Here is a 15,929-nt window from a genome sequence, read left to right as displayed (position 1 = left end):
TCGACCCCGGTCGGGACCGCCATTTTATATAAAGAAAAGAACGAAACAAGTTGTTTCGTATTTTTTTATTTGTTTTAACAAAAAACTAATAAAGACAGTCAAACTATCCTTAGGACAACTCCTAAGGACTTTTTTATATATTCAAAACCTGTATAATAAAGAGCAGAGAACATTGTGAGTAAAGTAGGTGAAGTCTGTGAGAAAATATGAAGTAACAACAAAATCTTCTGAGGAAACACAAAGATTATCAGAAAAACTAGGTGAACTCGTAGAAGCACAAGATGTAATTATTTTAGAAGGAGATCTTGGAGCTGGTAAGACGACTTTTACAAAGGGACTAGCAAAAGGTCTTGGAGTGAAAAGAGTTGTAAATAGTCCTACCTTTAATATTATTAAAGAATATAAAGGAAGATTACCGCTATATCATATGGACGTGTATCGCTTAGCAGAAAGCGAAGAGGACTTAGGCTTTGATGAGTATTTCTACGGTGAAGGAATTACGGTAGTGGAATGGGCTCATTTAATAGAAGCATATTTACCGAATGAAAAGTTACAAATTAGTTTATTCCATGCGGGAGATGACACAAGAAAAATTATACTCGAGCCAATTGGAGATCGCTATATTAGATTATGTGAGGAGCTATTACAAGATGAAAGTACTAGCAATTGATACTTCAAATTACGTAATGGGTGTATCCCTTATTGAGGAAGGAAACGTGATTGGGGAAATCATTACAAATTTGACGAAAAACCATTCTGTACGTCTTATGCCAGCTGTAGAGCAACTGTTAAAAGAATGTGGTGTAAAACCGAAGGAATTAACTAAAATCGTAGTAGCTGCTGGACCTGGATCATATACAGGTGTTCGCATAGGCGTGACAGCGGCAAAAACATTAGCTTGGTCACTTCAAATACCAATTGTAGGTGTATCAAGTTTAGAGGTAGTAGCTGCAAACGGTGCTAACTTTAATGGGTTAATTTGTCCTTTATTTGATGGAAGACGTGGGCAAATTTATACTGGATTATATACATATGAAGGAGAGCAGTTAACTTCAATAGAAGAAGACCGAATTATTCTTATTGTGGACTGGTTGCAAATGTTAAAAGATAAAGGACAGCCTGTTTTATTTATCGGTAATGATGTTAAATTGCATAAAGAAACAATTATAGAACATTTAGGTGATCAAGCTGTATTCGCTCCTTTTACTAAAAATAATCCAAGACCAAGTGAGCTAGCATTCTTAGGATTACAAAAAGAAGAACAAGATGTGCATACGTTTGTTCCAAGCTATCTTCGTTTAGCTGAAGCTGAAACAAAGTGGTTGGAAAGTCAAAACAAGTAGGGGCCTTGCAGAAGATGGATATGATATTTAGAAAGATGGAACTTGATGATATTGCTCAAATTGTAGCTATTGAAGAAGTATCTTTTTCAACTCCTTGGACTGCAGGTGCCTTTCACCGTGAAATAACGATGAATGAACATGCACATTATATTGTGTTAGAAAAAGATGGTCGTGTAATCGGATATTGTGGATTGTGGATAATTATTGATGAATCACATATAACAAATATAGCTATTTTGCCAGAATACCGAGGTCAAAAATTAGGAGATGCCTTATTGAAAGCAGTTATTTCAGAAGCGAAAGAACTAGGAGTAAAAACAATGACGCTTGAAGTACGTGTATCAAATGAAGTAGCAAAGCAGTTATACAAAAAATACGGATTTCAAAATGGTGGAATTCGTAAACGATACTATGCAGACAATCAGGAAGATGGTCTTGTAATGTGGGTGAATATATAATGGAAAAAAATACGATTATACTTGGGATTGAAACGAGCTGTGATGAAACAGCGGTAGCGGTTGTTAAAAATGGAACGGAAATTATTGCGAATGTCGTTGCATCACAAATCGAAAGTCATAAACGTTTTGGCGGGGTTGTACCAGAGATTGCATCCCGTCATCATGTAGAAGAAATTACAGTTGTGTTAGAAGAAGCTTTAAAAGAAGCAAATATCACATTTGATGATATTGATGCAATTGCTGTAACAGAAGGGCCTGGTTTAGTAGGAGCACTTCTAATTGGGGTAAATGCAGCGAAGGCAGTAGCTTTTGCACATGATATTCCGCTAGTCGGTGTTCATCATATTGCTGGTCATATTTATGCGAACCGTTTAGTAAAAGAAGTTCAATTCCCGCTATTATCACTTGTTGTATCTGGTGGGCATACAGAACTTGTTTATATGAAAGAACATGGTTCATTTGAAGTAATTGGTGAAACGCGAGATGATGCAGCTGGAGAAGCATATGATAAAGTAGCTCGTACGTTATCTATGCCATATCCAGGTGGTCCGCATATTGATCGTCTTGCACATGAAGGAGAACCAACAATTGATTTGCCTCGTGCATGGCTAGAACCGAATTCATATGATTTTAGCTTTAGTGGATTGAAATCAGCAGTTATCAACACTGTGCATAACGCGAAACAACGTGGTATAGAAATTAAACCAGAAGATTTAGCGGCAAGTTTCCAAGAAAGTGTAATAGATGTACTTGTAACGAAAGCAGCTCGTGCAGCAGAAGCTTATAATGTAAAGCAATTACTTCTTGCTGGTGGAGTAGCTGCTAATAAAGGACTTCGTGCGCGATTAGAAGAGGAATTTGCACAAAAAGAAAACATTGAACTAATTATTCCACCGCTATCTTTATGCACAGATAATGCAGCAATGATTGCAGCGGCAGGGACAATTGCGTATGAACAAGGCAAGCGTGCAACATTAGCCTTAAATGCGAATCCAGGATTAGATATTGAAGCATAGTTATGCACATAATTAACCACAGCTTGTGGATAAAACCCATATTATCTGTTGATAATGTGGGTTTTGTTGTGTATATGAATTGTTGATAACTTTTTTATTAGTTGTGGATAATGTGGAAAAGTTGTTTTAGTAGCTATTTTATAAAGGTGGATATGTGTATAAGTTTGTGGATAAACTAGATGAAGTCTGACCTTTGAATGTATTGTTTTTCGGGAAATAAAAAGTAAGAAGATATCCCTGAAAAACATTTTGAAATATCCCTCCATTATAGAGGGTGCTGATATTGTCAATCCTTGTCGGTAAATCGATATTTCGTGTCGAATCGTTTATATATATAAGGTTACGATAGATGTATTTGAAAAATCGTTGATATATCCCGAGTTACCATTGATATATTCAAAAAATTATTTATGTACTTAAAAAAAGATGTCGCATAGTCAGAAATCATGACTGATGAGACATCTTCCTTATTTATTAAATACTCTTATACATGCAGCTCTTCCCATTCTGCCATACAAGTTTCAAGTTGTTCTTGTAGCGTTTGTTTTTTAGTTGTAATTTCACTCGCTTTTTCATAATCTGCATATATTTCTGGTAAGCAAAGTTGATCTTCTAACGTAGCAATTTCTTCTTCTAAGTTTAAGATGTTTTGTTCTAGTTCTTCAATTTTTCGAGTGCGTTGACGTTCTAATTGTTTACGCTCTTTTTCTTCGAGATAATTTAATTTTTCTTGAGCTACAGTTTTTTGAACAGGTGCCTGATTTTCTTGCTGTTCTTGTTGTTCAAATGCTGCGCGTTCAATCATTTCATTTTTCTTCTCCACATAGTAATCGTAATCCCCTAAATATTCCTGTGCACCTTCTGTTGATAACTCAACCACAGTCGTTGTTACACGGTTAATAAAGTAGCGGTCATGTGAGACAAATAGAAGAGTCCCTGGATAATCAATTAAAGCATTCTCTAAAATCTCTTTACTATTTAAATCAAGGTGGTTCGTAGGCTCATCCAGAATTAATAAATTTGACTTTTGCATCATAAGTTTCGCAAGAGCTAATCGAGCTTTTTGTCCACCACTAAGGGAAGATACTGGTTTCAGTACATCATCTCCTGTGAATAAAAAATTCCCAAGTATAGTACGGATTTCTTTTTCAGGTTGCAGTGGATATTCATCCCATAGTTCATTTAAAACCCGTTTAGAAGATGTTAAGTTTGCTTGCTCTTGATCATAATAACCAACAGATACATTTGATCCGAAAGAAACATCACCATTTAATAGTGGTAACTTATTCACAATAGATTTTAATAATGTAGATTTCCCAATTCCGTTTGGACCAACTAAAGCAACACTATCTCCGCGAGTTAAGCGCATAGTTACGTTTTCAATTATAGGGTCCTCATCATAGCCAATGGTTGCATCCTTTACTTGTAAAACATCATTTCCACTTTGCTTTTCAATATCGAAGTGGAATGATGCTGACTTAGAATCACCTAATGGTCTCGTTAATAATTCCATTCTGTCTAGTTGTTTACGGCGACTTTGAGCACGTTTCGTTGTAGAGGCGCGAGCTATATTCTTTTGAACGAAGTCCTCAAGTTTTGCGATTTCATCTTGTTGTTTTTCGTAACGTTTCATTTCTTGCTCGTATAAGGCTGATTTTAAGTCTAAATATTTACTGTAGTTACCAACAAATCGTCTGCTTTCTTTATTCGAAATTTCATATACTTGTGTAACGAGTTTGTCTAAGAAATAACGGTCATGTGAAACGATTAATATTGCGCCAGGATAACCTTGTAAATATTGCTCAAGCCATGTTAATGTTTCGATGTCTAAATGGTTTGTAGGCTCGTCCAAAATAAGTAAGTCTGGTTTTGTTAATAATAATTTCCCGAGAGCTAATCTTGTTTTTTGCCCACCGCTTAAAGTAGAAATCGTCGTCTGGTGCGTTTCAACTGGGAAGCCAAGGCCGCTTAAAATGGAGCGAATATCCGCTTCATATTGATATCCACCTTGATCTTTATAATTGAGTTGCAATTGGTCATAATCAGCTAACAATCTTTCATATATAGCTTCGTTTGAAAAGTTTTCTTCTTTTCCCATTTCTTGCTCAAGCCTTCGAAGTTTTGTCTCCATTTGCTGTAAGTGGGTAAAGACGGTTAGCATTTCATCCCAAATTGTTAAAGACGTTTCTAGGCCGGTATTTTGAGCTAAATACCCGATTGAGACATCTTTCGGTTTTATAATTTCGCCACCATCATGTGATGATTCACCAGCGATAATTTTTAATAATGTAGATTTTCCAGCTCCATTCCTTCCAACTAATGCGATACGATCTTTTGTTTGTACTTCCAATTTTATGTTTGCAAGAATTGTTTCTGCACCGTATAATTTCGAAAGTCCATTTACTTGTAATAAAATCAATGTTTTCACCTCAAATAATTTCTTAACTTTGCCATGTTTATATTTCTCAATCATACTAAAAATAGTGTATAGTTTAAAATAAGAGAGAATACTTCTTCTCTTTATTATACAAGGAATTTAATGAGTGCTAAACTTCTGTATTTGATTAAAGTATATGAATAAAGATAGGAAGAGAGGAGAGGTCATATGGATCAGCAAAAGATTCCACAAGCCACTGCTAAAAGATTGCCTCTATACTATCGATTTATCCAAAACTTATCTCTTTCTGGTAAGCAGCGTGTTTCATCGGCCGAATTGAGTGAAGCGGTAAAAGTAGATTCCGCAACAATACGAAGAGATTTTTCGTATTTTGGAGCGTTAGGGAAAAAGGGATACGGATATAACGTAAATTATTTATTATCATTTTTCCGCGAAACACTTGATCAAGATGATATCACGCGTGTAGCACTTATTGGAGTAGGTAATTTAGGGACCGCTTTCTTACATTATAATTTCACGAAAAACAATAATACAAAAATTGAAATGGCATTTGATGTTAGTGAAGAGAAAGTTGGAACAGAAATCGGGGGCATTCCTGTATACCATTTAGATGAATTAGAAGAGAGATTATCAAATGATATACAAGTGGCAATATTAACAGTACCGGCTACAGTAGCACAAGCTGTAGCAGATAGATTAGCTGAAACGAGCGTGCATGGTATTTTGAATTTCACACCAGCACGATTAAACGTATCAGAGAATATTAGAATTCATCATATTGATTTAGCTGTAGAGTTACAAACATTAGTTTACTTTTTGAAAAACTATCCACAATAAAACGCAGAGGAAGCGACCTCTGCGTTTTATTATTGTTTCTTCTTTGTGAATTTAACTAATATAAGGCGAAGTGCCAAATTAAAATCAATTGTTGCCATAACTGCAAATAGTATTGTCCACACATTCCAGATTGTATCTGTCACGTTCGTAATGGCGAAGCGTGTAAAGATACATCCAAGAAGGAAGTATAGTGCAGCCATGAACAATGGTGAGTTTCTCATACAAAAAATCCTCCGATAAAGCCTTGCATTTTTTCAGCTTCTTTAATCATTTCTTGAATTTGCTCATTGCTCATAAAAATTTGCCCAATAGCGACTAATGTATTCATCGCAACATGAGCTGCAATAGGAACGATAATTCGCTTCGTTTTTACATATAAAAAGGCGAATACGAGCCCCATAGAAGTGTATACCAATAAGTGAGTAAAATCAAAATGAATTGCTGCGAATACAAGCGAACTAATGATAGCTGCAATAAAGAAGTTGAACTTCTTATAAAGTGCACCGAATAAAATTTTTCTAAATACGATTTCTTCTAAGATAGGTCCGATTATAGATACAACAATAAGGAACCAAGGCGTAGTTCGTGCAATTTCCATCAGTTTCATTGTATTTTCTGAACCTTGTTTAATTCCTAGTAGTTGCATCTCGATCATACCGGCAACTATTTGTGAAAAGAAAGCTAAGAATAATCCGATGGAAATCCATCCAATTGTAGCTGGAACAGAAGAGCGCGTTGCATCTAAATGCCTGTCACGAATATCTGTTCTAAGTAACCAAAGTACGATACATAATGCAACAAAGAAGCTAATAATTGCCCAGTGTCCCGTTATGATTTGTCCTTTTTCCTCAATGGTAAACCCTCTATTATCATAGAGTCCTGTTTTTAGGAGAAGTGGTAATCCAACAACGCCAGATAACTGCATTAAAATGTATGTAACGATAACCCACCAATATTGTTTTTTCAAATGGTTTAACCATCCTTTCTAACTATAGTGTATGAGATAAGTTAGGATAACATGTAAATATGCTACCTACGATATAAACCTCACTTAAATTATGTTTTTTTCGTAAATCCTTATTTGAAATTATAATAGAAGACAGGAGAAAGTTGTGTGTATAGCGAAAACAACTTAGGGTGTCCTTTCATATTGTAACATACGAGCAGTGGAAACAATGCTTCATATAGTAAAGGCGGTATTCTATATAGAAAGTTTATATAGTAATTTGCGAAAAAATTATGATTTTTTTACTTGCAAAAGAAATTGAGATTATTTATTATTATAAGTGTGTTAGCACTCGGGTGACTTGAGTGCTAATAAATAAAATTTACATAACAAAATGAGGAGGTTATTGTTCATGCTAAAGCCATTAGGTGATCGCGTTGTAATTGAGCTTGTTCAAGCAGAAGAAAAAACAGCAAGTGGTATTGTATTACCAGATACTGCAAAAGAAAAACCACAAGAGGGTAAAGTTGTTGCAGTAGGTACTGGTCGAGTGCTTGAAAATGGTGAGCGTGTTGCTTTAGAGGTAGCAGCAGGTGATCTTATCATCTTCTCAAAATATGCAGGTACTGAAGTGAAATATGAAGGTACAGACTACTTGATTTTACGTGAAAGTGACATTTTAGCAGTTATCGGTTAATTATATAAATCTTAAAAAATCCAAGGGGGTCAATTATTATGGCAAAAGATATTAAATTTAGTGAAGAAGCACGTCGTTCGATGCTTCGCGGTGTCGACACTCTTGCAAACGCAGTAAAAGTAACGCTTGGACCAAAAGGTCGTAACGTTGTACTTGAGAAAAAATTTGGTTCACCACTTATTACAAATGATGGTGTAACAATCGCAAAAGAAATCGAATTAGAAGATGCATTCGAAAACATGGGTGCGAAATTAGTAGCAGAAGTTGCTAGCAAAACAAACGATGTAGCTGGTGACGGAACAACAACTGCAACTGTATTAGCGCAAGCTATGATTCGTGAAGGTCTTAAAAACGTAACAGCTGGTGCTAACCCAATGGGTCTTCGTAAAGGTATCGAAAAAGCTGTTACTGCTGCAATTGAAGAATTAAAAACGATTTCTAAACCAATCGAAGGCAAATCTTCTATCGCACAAGTAGCTGCTATTTCTGCAGCTGACGAAGAAGTAGGTCAATTAATCGCTGAAGCAATGGAGCGCGTTGGTAACGACGGCGTTATTACTTTAGAAGAGTCTAAAGGATTCACAACAGAATTAGACGTAGTAGAAGGTATGCAATTTGATCGTGGATATGCATCTCCTTACATGATTACTGATTCTGACAAAATGGAAGCAGTTCTTGATAACCCATACATCTTAATTACTGACAAAAAGATTTCTAACATCCAAGAAATCTTACCAGTATTAGAGCAAGTGGTACAACAAGGTAAACCACTTCTTATCATTGCTGAAGATGTAGAAGGCGAAGCATTAGCTACATTAGTAGTGAACAAACTTCGTGGTACATTCAATGTAGTAGCTGTTAAAGCTCCTGGATTTGGTGACCGTCGTAAAGCAATGCTAGAAGATATCGCAATCTTAACTGGTGGCGAAGTAATCACTGAAGAATTAGGTCGTGACTTAAAATCTGCTACAGTTGAATCTTTAGGACGTGCTGGTAAAGTTGTTGTTACAAAAGAAAACACAACTGTAGTTGAAGGTATTGGAAATACAGAGCAAATCGCAGCTCGCATTGGTCAAATTCGTGCGCAATTAGAAGAAACAACTTCTGAATTCGATCGTGAAAAATTACAAGAGCGTCTTGCGAAACTTGCGGGTGGCGTAGCAGTAATTAAAGTCGGTGCAGCAACTGAAACTGAGTTAAAAGAGCGCAAACTTCGCATTGAAGATGCACTTAACTCAACTCGTGCAGCAGTAGAAGAAGGTATCGTTGCAGGTGGTGGTACTTCACTTATGAACGTATACACGAAAGTAGCTTCTATCGTAGCTGAAGGCGACGAAGCAACAGGTATCAACATCGTACTTCGCGCACTAGAAGAGCCAGTTCGTCAAATCGCAATCAACGCTGGTCTAGAAGGATCTGTAGTTGTAGAGCGTCTAAAAGGCGAAAAAGTAGGCGTTGGTTTCAACGCAGCTACTGGCGAATGGGTTAACATGCTTGAGTCTGGTATCGTAGATCCAGCTAAAGTAACTCGTTCTGCACTTCAAAACGCAGCATCTGTTGCAGCTATGTTCTTAACAACTGAAGCTGTAGTAGCTGACAAGCCAGAACCAAATGCACCAGCAATGCCTGACATGGGCGGCATGGGCATGGGCGGTATGGGCGGAATGATGTAATTCCGTTTGCCCTAAAAAACATCCATTTCTATATAGAAATGGATGTTTTTTTATGTTTTTTAGAAAAGGAAATGAATTTCTGTAGAATTTTGTCGCTTTCTCTCTTGACCATATAGATACTTCATTGTTAGAATCTAGGAAGATAATATAAAACGATCCTTCATATATCCTCAATGATATGGTTTGAGAGTCTCTACCGGGTTACCGTAAACAACCTGACTATGAAGGCAGTGTGTCTTATATTTATAAAGAGCGGAGACTATCTTTCTTTATAAAGCCAGACCCCTGCCTTTTCTTTGTTATGAGACTAGAGGCGGAGGACTGGCTTTTTTTATTATATTAGTAATGCTTTTCGCCAAATTGGTGAAAATATTTATATACGAGAACTAACGTTGGGGTGATTATTTTGAAGAAGCAACACGATACAATTATCGTTTTAGATTTTGGAAGTCAATACAATCAGTTAATAGCACGTCGAATTCGTGAGTTCGGTGTATACAGTGAACTTCATCCACATACAATTACTGCAGAAGAAATTAAAGCAATGAATCCAAAAGGGATTATTTTCTCTGGTGGACCAAATAGCGTATACGGTGAAGGTGCATTACATTGTGATGAAAAAATCTTCGAACTAGGTTTACCGATCTTCGGTATCTGTTACGGTATGCAGCTTATGACACAACACTTCGGTGGTAAAGTAGAGCGTGCAAACCACCGTGAGTACGGAAAAGCTGTTCTTAAAGTAGAGAACGAATCAAAATTATATGCGAACCTTCCAGAAGAGCAAGTTGTATGGATGAGCCATGGCGACTTAGTAACTGGTTTACCTGAAGGATTCGTAGTAGACGCAACAAGTGAGTCTTGCCCAATTGCTGGTATGAGCAATGAAGCGAAAAACTTATACGGTGTACAATTCCACCCAGAAGTACGTCACTCTGAGCACGGTAACGATTTAATTAAAAACTTCGTATTCGGCGTATGTGGTTGTTCTGAAGGATGGAACATGGAGAACTTTATCGAAGTAGAATTAGAAAAGATTCGTGAAACTGTTGGAGACAAAAAAGTACTATGTGCACTTAGTGGCGGCGTAGACTCTTCTGTTGTAGCAGTATTAATTCATAAAGCAATCGGTGATCAGTTAACATGTATTTTCGTTGACCACGGCTTACTTCGTAAAGGTGAAGCAGAAGGCGTTATGAAAACATTTAGCGAAGGCTTCCATATGAACGTTATTAAAGTGGATGCACAAGAACGTTTCATGAACAAGTTAAAAGGTGTAGAAGATCCAGAACAAAAACGTAAAATCATCGGTAACGAATTCATTTACGTATTTGATGATGAAGCATCTAAATTACAAGGTATGGACTTCCTAGCACAAGGTACACTTTACACAGATATCGTTGAGAGTGGTACAGCAACTGCACAAACAATTAAATCTCACCATAACGTTGGTGGACTTCCAGAAGACATGCAGTTCAAATTAATTGAGCCTTTAAATACGTTATTTAAAGATGAAGTACGTGTATTAGGATCTGAACTAGGAATTCCTGATGAAATCGTATGGCGTCAACCATTCCCAGGTCCTGGTCTTGGTATTCGTGTATTAGGTGAAATCACAGAAGAGAAATTAGAAATCGTTCGTGAATCTGATGCGATTTTACGTGAAGAAATTATTAAAGCAGGATTAGACCGCGAAATCTGGCAATACTTCACGGCGCTTCCTGGTATGCGTAGCGTAGGTGTTATGGGTGACGAGCGTACTTACGATTACACAGTAGGTATCCGTGCAGTAACATCGATCGATGGTATGACAGCTGACTGGGCACGTATCCCTTGGGACGTACTAGAGAAAATCTCTGTTCGTATCGTAAACGAAGTAAAACACGTTAACCGTATCGTGTATGATGTAACGAGTAAGCCACCAGCAACTATTGAGTGGGAATAAGATTGTAATATGATTTGAATTATAAAAGCCTATTTTACAGTGTTTATTTGAATGATAAATCTGTAAAATAGGCTTGTTTTTATATGGTTCCCCACCATTCCTCCCACCGGAGTTTAAAAATACTATATTTATTTATAGCTTCCAGAGAAAAATTGACAATAAAAAAAATCAAGCCTATGATGTAAGTGGAGAAAAATTATTGACGTTTATTCTATGAATTTTTATTGAGGGAAGGAAAAATAATGATTTATCAAGTAAGAATATCAATTGAAACAGCAGAATTAATTGAAGAGTTAAAAAATATGTATGAAGACAGAACTGGAATCAGCATGACGAAAGGGAATGTGCTTATGCAAGCATTCAATGATTCGGAATGGGTTAATGATTGGAAAGAAATATTTGATTCTAAGATTAAGTTGCTAAATGATTATGAAATTAAAGAAGGTGCATTAAGACCTAAACTTCAAGTTAGTAATGAAGTAGAACTGGGAATCCAAACGCTGAAAAAAGAACTGCCAAAGGTACTTGGAGTTAGAAGTGTTACAATTGGTGTTTGTATTCGTCTTATCCTTAAAGCTGCTTTTATGAAAAACATTGAAGATGTGAAAGAGCGTAATAATGAAAATAAAGGACAAAGAATTGATATTCAAGCATTAAAAAATATTATTAATAAGTATAAAGAAAAAATAGAATTGGAGTACGATGAAGAATTTAGTAATACAGTTATTAAGTTATTAAGTGATATTGAAACTGAAGTTGATAAGAGTTGTGAGGTTTAATAAAAAGAGATGTTTATTAATGTTTAGTACTGCTATAAATTAGCAGTACTTTTTTTACGAAAAAATAAAACGGAGAATTTACGGAGAAAAAGTATTGACGTTTAGGTGACGAAAGTGTATTGTGTTAATTGAAAGGAGAAATTAAGGAGAATTGAAAATTTGGATCTTAAGAAGGAAGAACATGATTCAGTTACTTACAAGGTGAGTTACACGGTTAGATAAGAGGATGATTGCTCTTTGGAAACTTAATATTTTGATTTTAAAAACTTTTAGGAGTGATTAACATGGGGAAACTTTTGGTTACAAAGGATGATACGGTTGTTTTATTACAATATTCAGATTGATTAGATGCCTCCGCAAATCTTATAAGAGAGATTATTAAAATGATTCCAGATGTTGTGGATGTATCAGAAGATGACCTGGAGTGCTTAAAGGACAGAGCTTTTGACTATCTGTTTTCTGATAAGAGGGAATGTATGGAGGTACCAGTTGAAACATTAATAAGTCTTGGTATCGCTTCATCAGTACAATAGTAAATCTTCATTAAGTTCTTTGCAGCGCAAGTATGGAAATGCCCTTCATATCCGATATGGAGAGCTAAAAACATGGGGAATAAAGATACAGAAGGGAATTACCCCTTCTGTATCTTAGATAACAAAAAACGAAGGGGTTGTAAAAAATGGGAAAACTTTTTACGCAAAATTGTCTTGGACTTTATGATAACGGCTCATTAATCGGAAATAATCCTTTGGAAACGTTTATTAACTATAAACTCCTAAATTGTTCTAATTTGAAGTTTGATTGTGACTCTTCTTCTGTTGTTAAGGAAAATCTAGAATTTCTTTTTGGTGAAGGAGAAACCACTTATACTGACACTTTAATTTCTCCACAAAGTTTTTTTACCGCATATTTGAGATATTATCATGAAGATATTTTAATCAATGATAAAAAATCAAAAAAACTGATTGTGCCAAATATCTCAATGATAAAAAATGAAATGATTTCCAAAGGGATTTCCGAAAAAAATAAAATCTCAAATTCGGCTATATGGAGCTTTTATATTAAAGAGCAAGATATTGAAGTTCATGAATCGATGTTAGAATTTTTAGATTCAGTATATTATCTATCGAATTTTTCCTCTGTGTGTAGAGGTTTTAATCTCGGGAGGGTCGCAAAGACAGCCGACAATTTCTTTCTAGCTCTCGATAAAATCCACTTATTTTTCCGTTCTAAAAACAATGGGGCTTCTGACCTTGAACTTAGAGAAATTTTGAGTAGTTTTCTGAGTGAAGCTAAAGTTTATGGGAAAGTTTATTTAACAGAAAAAGAAGTGATTACCGAAGTAATGAACTGGTTAAATTCTTTTGGAAGCTATAAAGAATTCATTGAAAAGTATTGTTTCCAAAGTTTTTTAGAAGACCCTTATGATTCTAACTCAAAACCTAAAGAATTATGGACTGGGCTCTTTGATGGTACGAGACTTCAACCTTCTAAAGAGGAATTTATTTCATGTATTGAATTTATGACGAATGCGATTAAAGAACGGGGCGTTAAAATGTGTGGGATTTTTGAATCGAAAAATAAGTAGTATCTAACCTTTAGGGGTAATAGGGAGGAATACAGTATGCGTAAAGTCCAAATTTCAATCAACCTAGAGCTTTTCCACGATAAAACACTAGATGGAACCAATCATCAACGAATCAATGTTTATGCCGATTCCAATAATTTATACGAGAGTTTGGCAGCGGCTAGTGAAGCTTTATTATCGGAAATTCGCAAATATAAGCGTATGGGTGTTAGGGTAGACATTAATGGTATGAGTCGAGATAGTGAAGATGATGAGTTAGAAATTATATCAAAACGTATCGAAACGTCTAATGTTATGAAACCATTTGTTCACGATGATGACCCAATTCAATTTCTAATAAAAAATGACTTTAGAGTAGATCATGAAGCATGGTCTTCTCTTGTAGATATAGATGAATTAGATTTAGAAGTATTTAAAAAGAGAATACCGAAAAACTCTGAACTATTTCATGAATTAAAAAAAGTGGCTGATAGAGCAATTTACGGTGAAAACATCAAACAAGGTGTCAGCTATGATTATTTAATTAAGGTTGTAGCTGGATTTTCATCAATGTGGGATAAAGAAAACTAAGCGGTTAAGGTTTGAAAGGAGCAATCCATGAAGCAAAATGCACTTACAAACATGTTCAATAAAGGAAATAGCGATTGGCACGAGGTTGTATATCCACAAAGGAAAAATAAATTATTAAAATATTTCCTTGTAATATTCATCCTTATGCTGACGATTTTCTTTGTGAAAGTATCAAACGCTATTCCCCCACTAATAATTGAAATTCCTGTGATTCATGGCTATATGAGTTTCAATGGTTTCGTTGATTTACTAATAATAGTTTTTTGGGCGGTATCTATTTACAAAAGTATTAGATTCTACTTTAACTTTGTTAAGGACCGTAAGTCATGGATTGCTAATAATCTAGCTTATATGATAGACACGCTGAAATTGTATGATGAAGATTACTTTGAAGTTATCAAAGAGGATAGAGTGGTGAAAGAAAAACGTATTGTGAGGGTTATTCGTATTTCTTACAACGAATTGGAAAAGTACATTTATGTGAGAATTATGCGTGATGGTGACCGATTTACAAAAGAAGCTACCAATCTTGGCGAAAACCTCGAAGCTACTTTAGGAATGGAATTAGAAACAACAAATATAACTGTTAACTATGTTGAGTATACTTTCTTAAAATACAAAGACGAACGAATTAACCTAGCTTCAGCAATAAGTAAATCAAATGGTTCAGATGAAATTAGAATTACTGGAAATATATCTTACGAACTCCACAAGGTCGTACACTCACTTGTGGTCGGAGGAACTGGATCAGGCAAGTCGTTCTTTATTTTGGGGAAAATAGTTTCTTACTTGAATTTATCTCCTCAAGCTGATTTAAGAATTGTTGACCCTAAAAAAGCAGACTTGAGCCTTTTACGTTTCGTTACGGGATTTGAAGGGAAAGTTGCTACAGAAGCCAATCAAATATGCAAAATGCTAAGAGAAGTCGTTGGATTAATGGAGAAACGTTATTCTGAATATTTCGATAACGTTTCAGCTTTTGGTAAAACCTATCGAGACTTTAATTTGCCTATCGTTATTGTCATTTTTGATGAATTTTCAGCTTTTATGCATTCTGTAGATAAGAAAGTTGCTAAAGAAGCCCTAGATTACGTTTTTCAAATCGTTATGAAAGGCAGACAAGCAGGCGTCATGATTGAAATACTTATGCAACGTCCTTCAGCAGATGACCTACCTACGAATATAAGGGCACAGATGGGCTTTAAAGCGGGTTTAGGTGCTATGGACTCAATTGGTTATAACATGATATTTGATACTAATAACGTTGAATATAAGACGGTTACAGAGAAAGGTGGTGGATATATTCAACTGGATGGCATTCACACTGCTCCAGTCTATTTTGAAACTCCGTATATAGACAAAAACTTTGACTTCATAGCAGAAATAGAAAAATTGATGAAAAATCAACAAATAGCGGATAACTCTCAAGGGGAGGGAAGTGAATGTGAGAGCACTGTCTGAAATAAGAAGTGATTTCATCAATCCTTACAAATTAGCGTAACTTTTTGCGAGGGTTTCGGTGGCGACGTTAGTCGCCAAACGGAGTGGCAAGAAACGCTCGTGAGAAGTTATGCCCTGTTGGGCGTTCTTTGCCCAACACTTATAAATAACCAAAATTAGCGAAGCAACCAGTGGGTAACACTGGTTAATCTCCCTCAATGAAAGTTGTGTAATCTGTT

The 15,929-nt window shown here is 35.7% G+C and carries 15 protein-coding genes and 1 riboswitch; of the genes, 12 read left to right on the top strand and 3 right to left on the bottom strand.

Annotation, left to right across the window (positions count from 1 at the left end):
* Window positions 1–196: 196 nt before the first annotated feature.
* The 4 genes from tsaE to tsaD are packed head-to-tail and all read left to right on the top strand — an operon-like array spanning window position 197 to window position 2,817.
* A complete protein-coding gene (gene tsaE, locus RT27_RS05270; RefSeq protein ID WP_016083766.1) occupies window positions 197–670 on the top strand; it encodes a tRNA (adenosine(37)-N6)-threonylcarbamoyltransferase complex ATPase subunit type 1 TsaE in 474 nt (157 codons plus the stop codon).
* Entirely contained in the window at window positions 651–1,343 is a 693-nt protein-coding gene (gene tsaB, locus RT27_RS05265; protein WP_016083765.1) for a tRNA (adenosine(37)-N6)-threonylcarbamoyltransferase complex dimerization subunit type 1 TsaB, read from the top strand. The genes tsaE and tsaB overlap by 20 nt, the downstream gene beginning before the upstream one ends.
* Window positions 1,344–1,357: 14 nt before the next feature.
* Window positions 1,358–1,801 (top strand): ribosomal protein S18-alanine N-acetyltransferase, encoded by a 444-nt coding sequence (rimI, locus tag RT27_RS05260; protein WP_043935466.1) that lies wholly within the window; start codon window positions 1,358–1,360, stop codon window positions 1,799–1,801.
* Window positions 1,801–2,817: a tRNA (adenosine(37)-N6)-threonylcarbamoyltransferase complex transferase subunit TsaD gene (gene tsaD, locus RT27_RS05255; protein WP_000414595.1), complete on the top strand. Its 1,017-nt coding sequence runs from the start codon at window positions 1,801–1,803 to the stop codon at window positions 2,815–2,817. Before rimI ends, tsaD begins: the two co-directional genes overlap by 1 nt.
* Before the next feature lie 484 nt (window positions 2,818–3,301).
* Here the strand turns inward: tsaD and RT27_RS05250 are convergent, their stop codons facing one another.
* Window positions 3,302–5,236 carry an ABC-F family ATP-binding cassette domain-containing protein gene (locus tag RT27_RS05250; protein ID WP_231583599.1) on the bottom strand — a complete coding sequence of 645 codons (1,935 nt, stop codon included), beginning with the start codon at window positions 5,234–5,236 and terminating at the stop codon, window positions 3,302–3,304.
* Between the two features lie 186 nt (window positions 5,237–5,422).
* Here RT27_RS05250 and RT27_RS05245 point away from each other — a divergent pair, with 186 nt between their 5' ends.
* Window positions 5,423–6,052, top strand: a complete 630-nt coding sequence (locus RT27_RS05245; protein ID WP_000372699.1) for a redox-sensing transcriptional repressor Rex — start codon at window positions 5,423–5,425, stop codon at window positions 6,050–6,052.
* 29 nt (window positions 6,053–6,081) lie between these two features.
* On the opposite strand, the gene RT27_RS05240 is transcribed toward RT27_RS05245, so the two are convergent.
* Together RT27_RS05240 and RT27_RS05235 are read right to left on the bottom strand one after the other, a co-directional pair.
* Entirely contained in the window at window positions 6,082–6,273 is a 192-nt protein-coding gene (locus RT27_RS05240) for a YdiK family protein (protein WP_001246204.1), read from the bottom strand.
* Window positions 6,270–7,019, bottom strand: a complete 750-nt coding sequence (locus RT27_RS05235; RefSeq protein ID WP_043935464.1) for a type II CAAX endopeptidase family protein — start codon at window positions 7,017–7,019, stop codon at window positions 6,270–6,272. The genes RT27_RS05240 and RT27_RS05235 overlap by 4 nt, the downstream gene beginning before the upstream one ends.
* Before the next feature lie 391 nt (window positions 7,020–7,410).
* On the opposite strand from RT27_RS05235, the gene groES reads away from it, so the two are divergent.
* The 7 genes from groES to RT27_RS05200 all read left to right on the top strand — a co-directional run bounded on the left by groES (window position 7,411) and on the right by RT27_RS05200 (window position 15,711).
* Entirely contained in the window at window positions 7,411–7,695 is a 285-nt protein-coding gene (groES, locus tag RT27_RS05230) for a co-chaperone GroES (protein WP_000917311.1), read from the top strand.
* A gap of 38 nt (window positions 7,696–7,733) precedes the next feature.
* Window positions 7,734–9,368 (top strand): chaperonin GroEL, encoded by a 1,635-nt coding sequence (gene groL / locus RT27_RS05225; RefSeq protein ID WP_001029992.1) that lies wholly within the window; start codon window positions 7,734–7,736, stop codon window positions 9,366–9,368.
* 140 nt (window positions 9,369–9,508) lie between these two features.
* Window positions 9,509–9,610: riboswitch (purine riboswitch) on the top strand.
* 161 nt (window positions 9,611–9,771) lie between these two features.
* Window positions 9,772–11,313 (top strand): glutamine-hydrolyzing GMP synthase, encoded by a 1,542-nt coding sequence (gene guaA / locus RT27_RS05220; protein WP_164468883.1) that lies wholly within the window; start codon window positions 9,772–9,774, stop codon window positions 11,311–11,313.
* Between the two features lie 242 nt (window positions 11,314–11,555).
* Window positions 11,556–12,092 carry a hypothetical protein gene (locus RT27_RS32315; protein WP_052497719.1) on the top strand — a complete coding sequence of 179 codons (537 nt, stop codon included), beginning with the start codon at window positions 11,556–11,558 and terminating at the stop codon, window positions 12,090–12,092.
* Between the two features lie 679 nt (window positions 12,093–12,771).
* Window positions 12,772–13,680, top strand: coding sequence for a hypothetical protein (locus tag RT27_RS05210; RefSeq protein WP_043935462.1), 909 nt, complete (start codon window positions 12,772–12,774; stop codon window positions 13,678–13,680).
* Window positions 13,681–13,716: 36 nt separating this feature from the next.
* Entirely contained in the window at window positions 13,717–14,250 is a 534-nt protein-coding gene (locus RT27_RS32310) for a hypothetical protein (protein ID WP_052497720.1), read from the top strand.
* A gap of 27 nt (window positions 14,251–14,277) precedes the next feature.
* A complete protein-coding gene (locus tag RT27_RS05200) occupies window positions 14,278–15,711 on the top strand; it encodes an FtsK/SpoIIIE domain-containing protein (RefSeq protein WP_231577701.1) in 1,434 nt (477 codons plus the stop codon).
* Window positions 15,712–15,929: the final 218 nt, after the last annotated feature.

Source organism: Bacillus sp. L_1B0_5, assembly GCF_000836715.1.
Lineage (GTDB): Bacteria > Bacillota > Bacilli > Bacillales > Bacillaceae_G > Bacillus_A > Bacillus_A thuringiensis_S.
Note: the sequence above shows the minus strand (reverse complement) of the source record. Positions and strands in the feature narration are given on the sequence as shown.

Coding starts and splice junctions, on each gene's coding strand:
- RT27_RS05210 (WP_043935462.1), top strand. CDS start 12,772: ATGGGAAAACTTTTTACGCAAAATTGTCTTGGACTTTATGATAACGGC.
- tsaB (WP_016083765.1), top strand. CDS start 651: ATGAAAGTACTAGCAATTGATACTTCAAATTACGTAATGGGTGTATCC.
- rimI (WP_043935466.1), top strand. CDS start 1,358: ATGGATATGATATTTAGAAAGATGGAACTTGATGATATTGCTCAAATT.
- RT27_RS05240 (WP_001246204.1), bottom strand. CDS start 6,273: ATGAGAAACTCACCATTGTTCATGGCTGCACTATACTTCCTTCTTGGA.
- groL (WP_001029992.1), top strand. CDS start 7,734: ATGGCAAAAGATATTAAATTTAGTGAAGAAGCACGTCGTTCGATGCTT.
- tsaD (WP_000414595.1), top strand. CDS start 1,801: ATGGAAAAAAATACGATTATACTTGGGATTGAAACGAGCTGTGATGAA.
- groES (WP_000917311.1), top strand. CDS start 7,411: ATGCTAAAGCCATTAGGTGATCGCGTTGTAATTGAGCTTGTTCAAGCA.
- RT27_RS05245 (WP_000372699.1), top strand. CDS start 5,423: ATGGATCAGCAAAAGATTCCACAAGCCACTGCTAAAAGATTGCCTCTA.
- RT27_RS05200 (WP_231577701.1), top strand. CDS start 14,278: ATGAAGCAAAATGCACTTACAAACATGTTCAATAAAGGAAATAGCGAT.
- RT27_RS32310 (WP_052497720.1), top strand. CDS start 13,717: ATGCGTAAAGTCCAAATTTCAATCAACCTAGAGCTTTTCCACGATAAA.
- RT27_RS32315 (WP_052497719.1), top strand. CDS start 11,556: ATGATTTATCAAGTAAGAATATCAATTGAAACAGCAGAATTAATTGAA.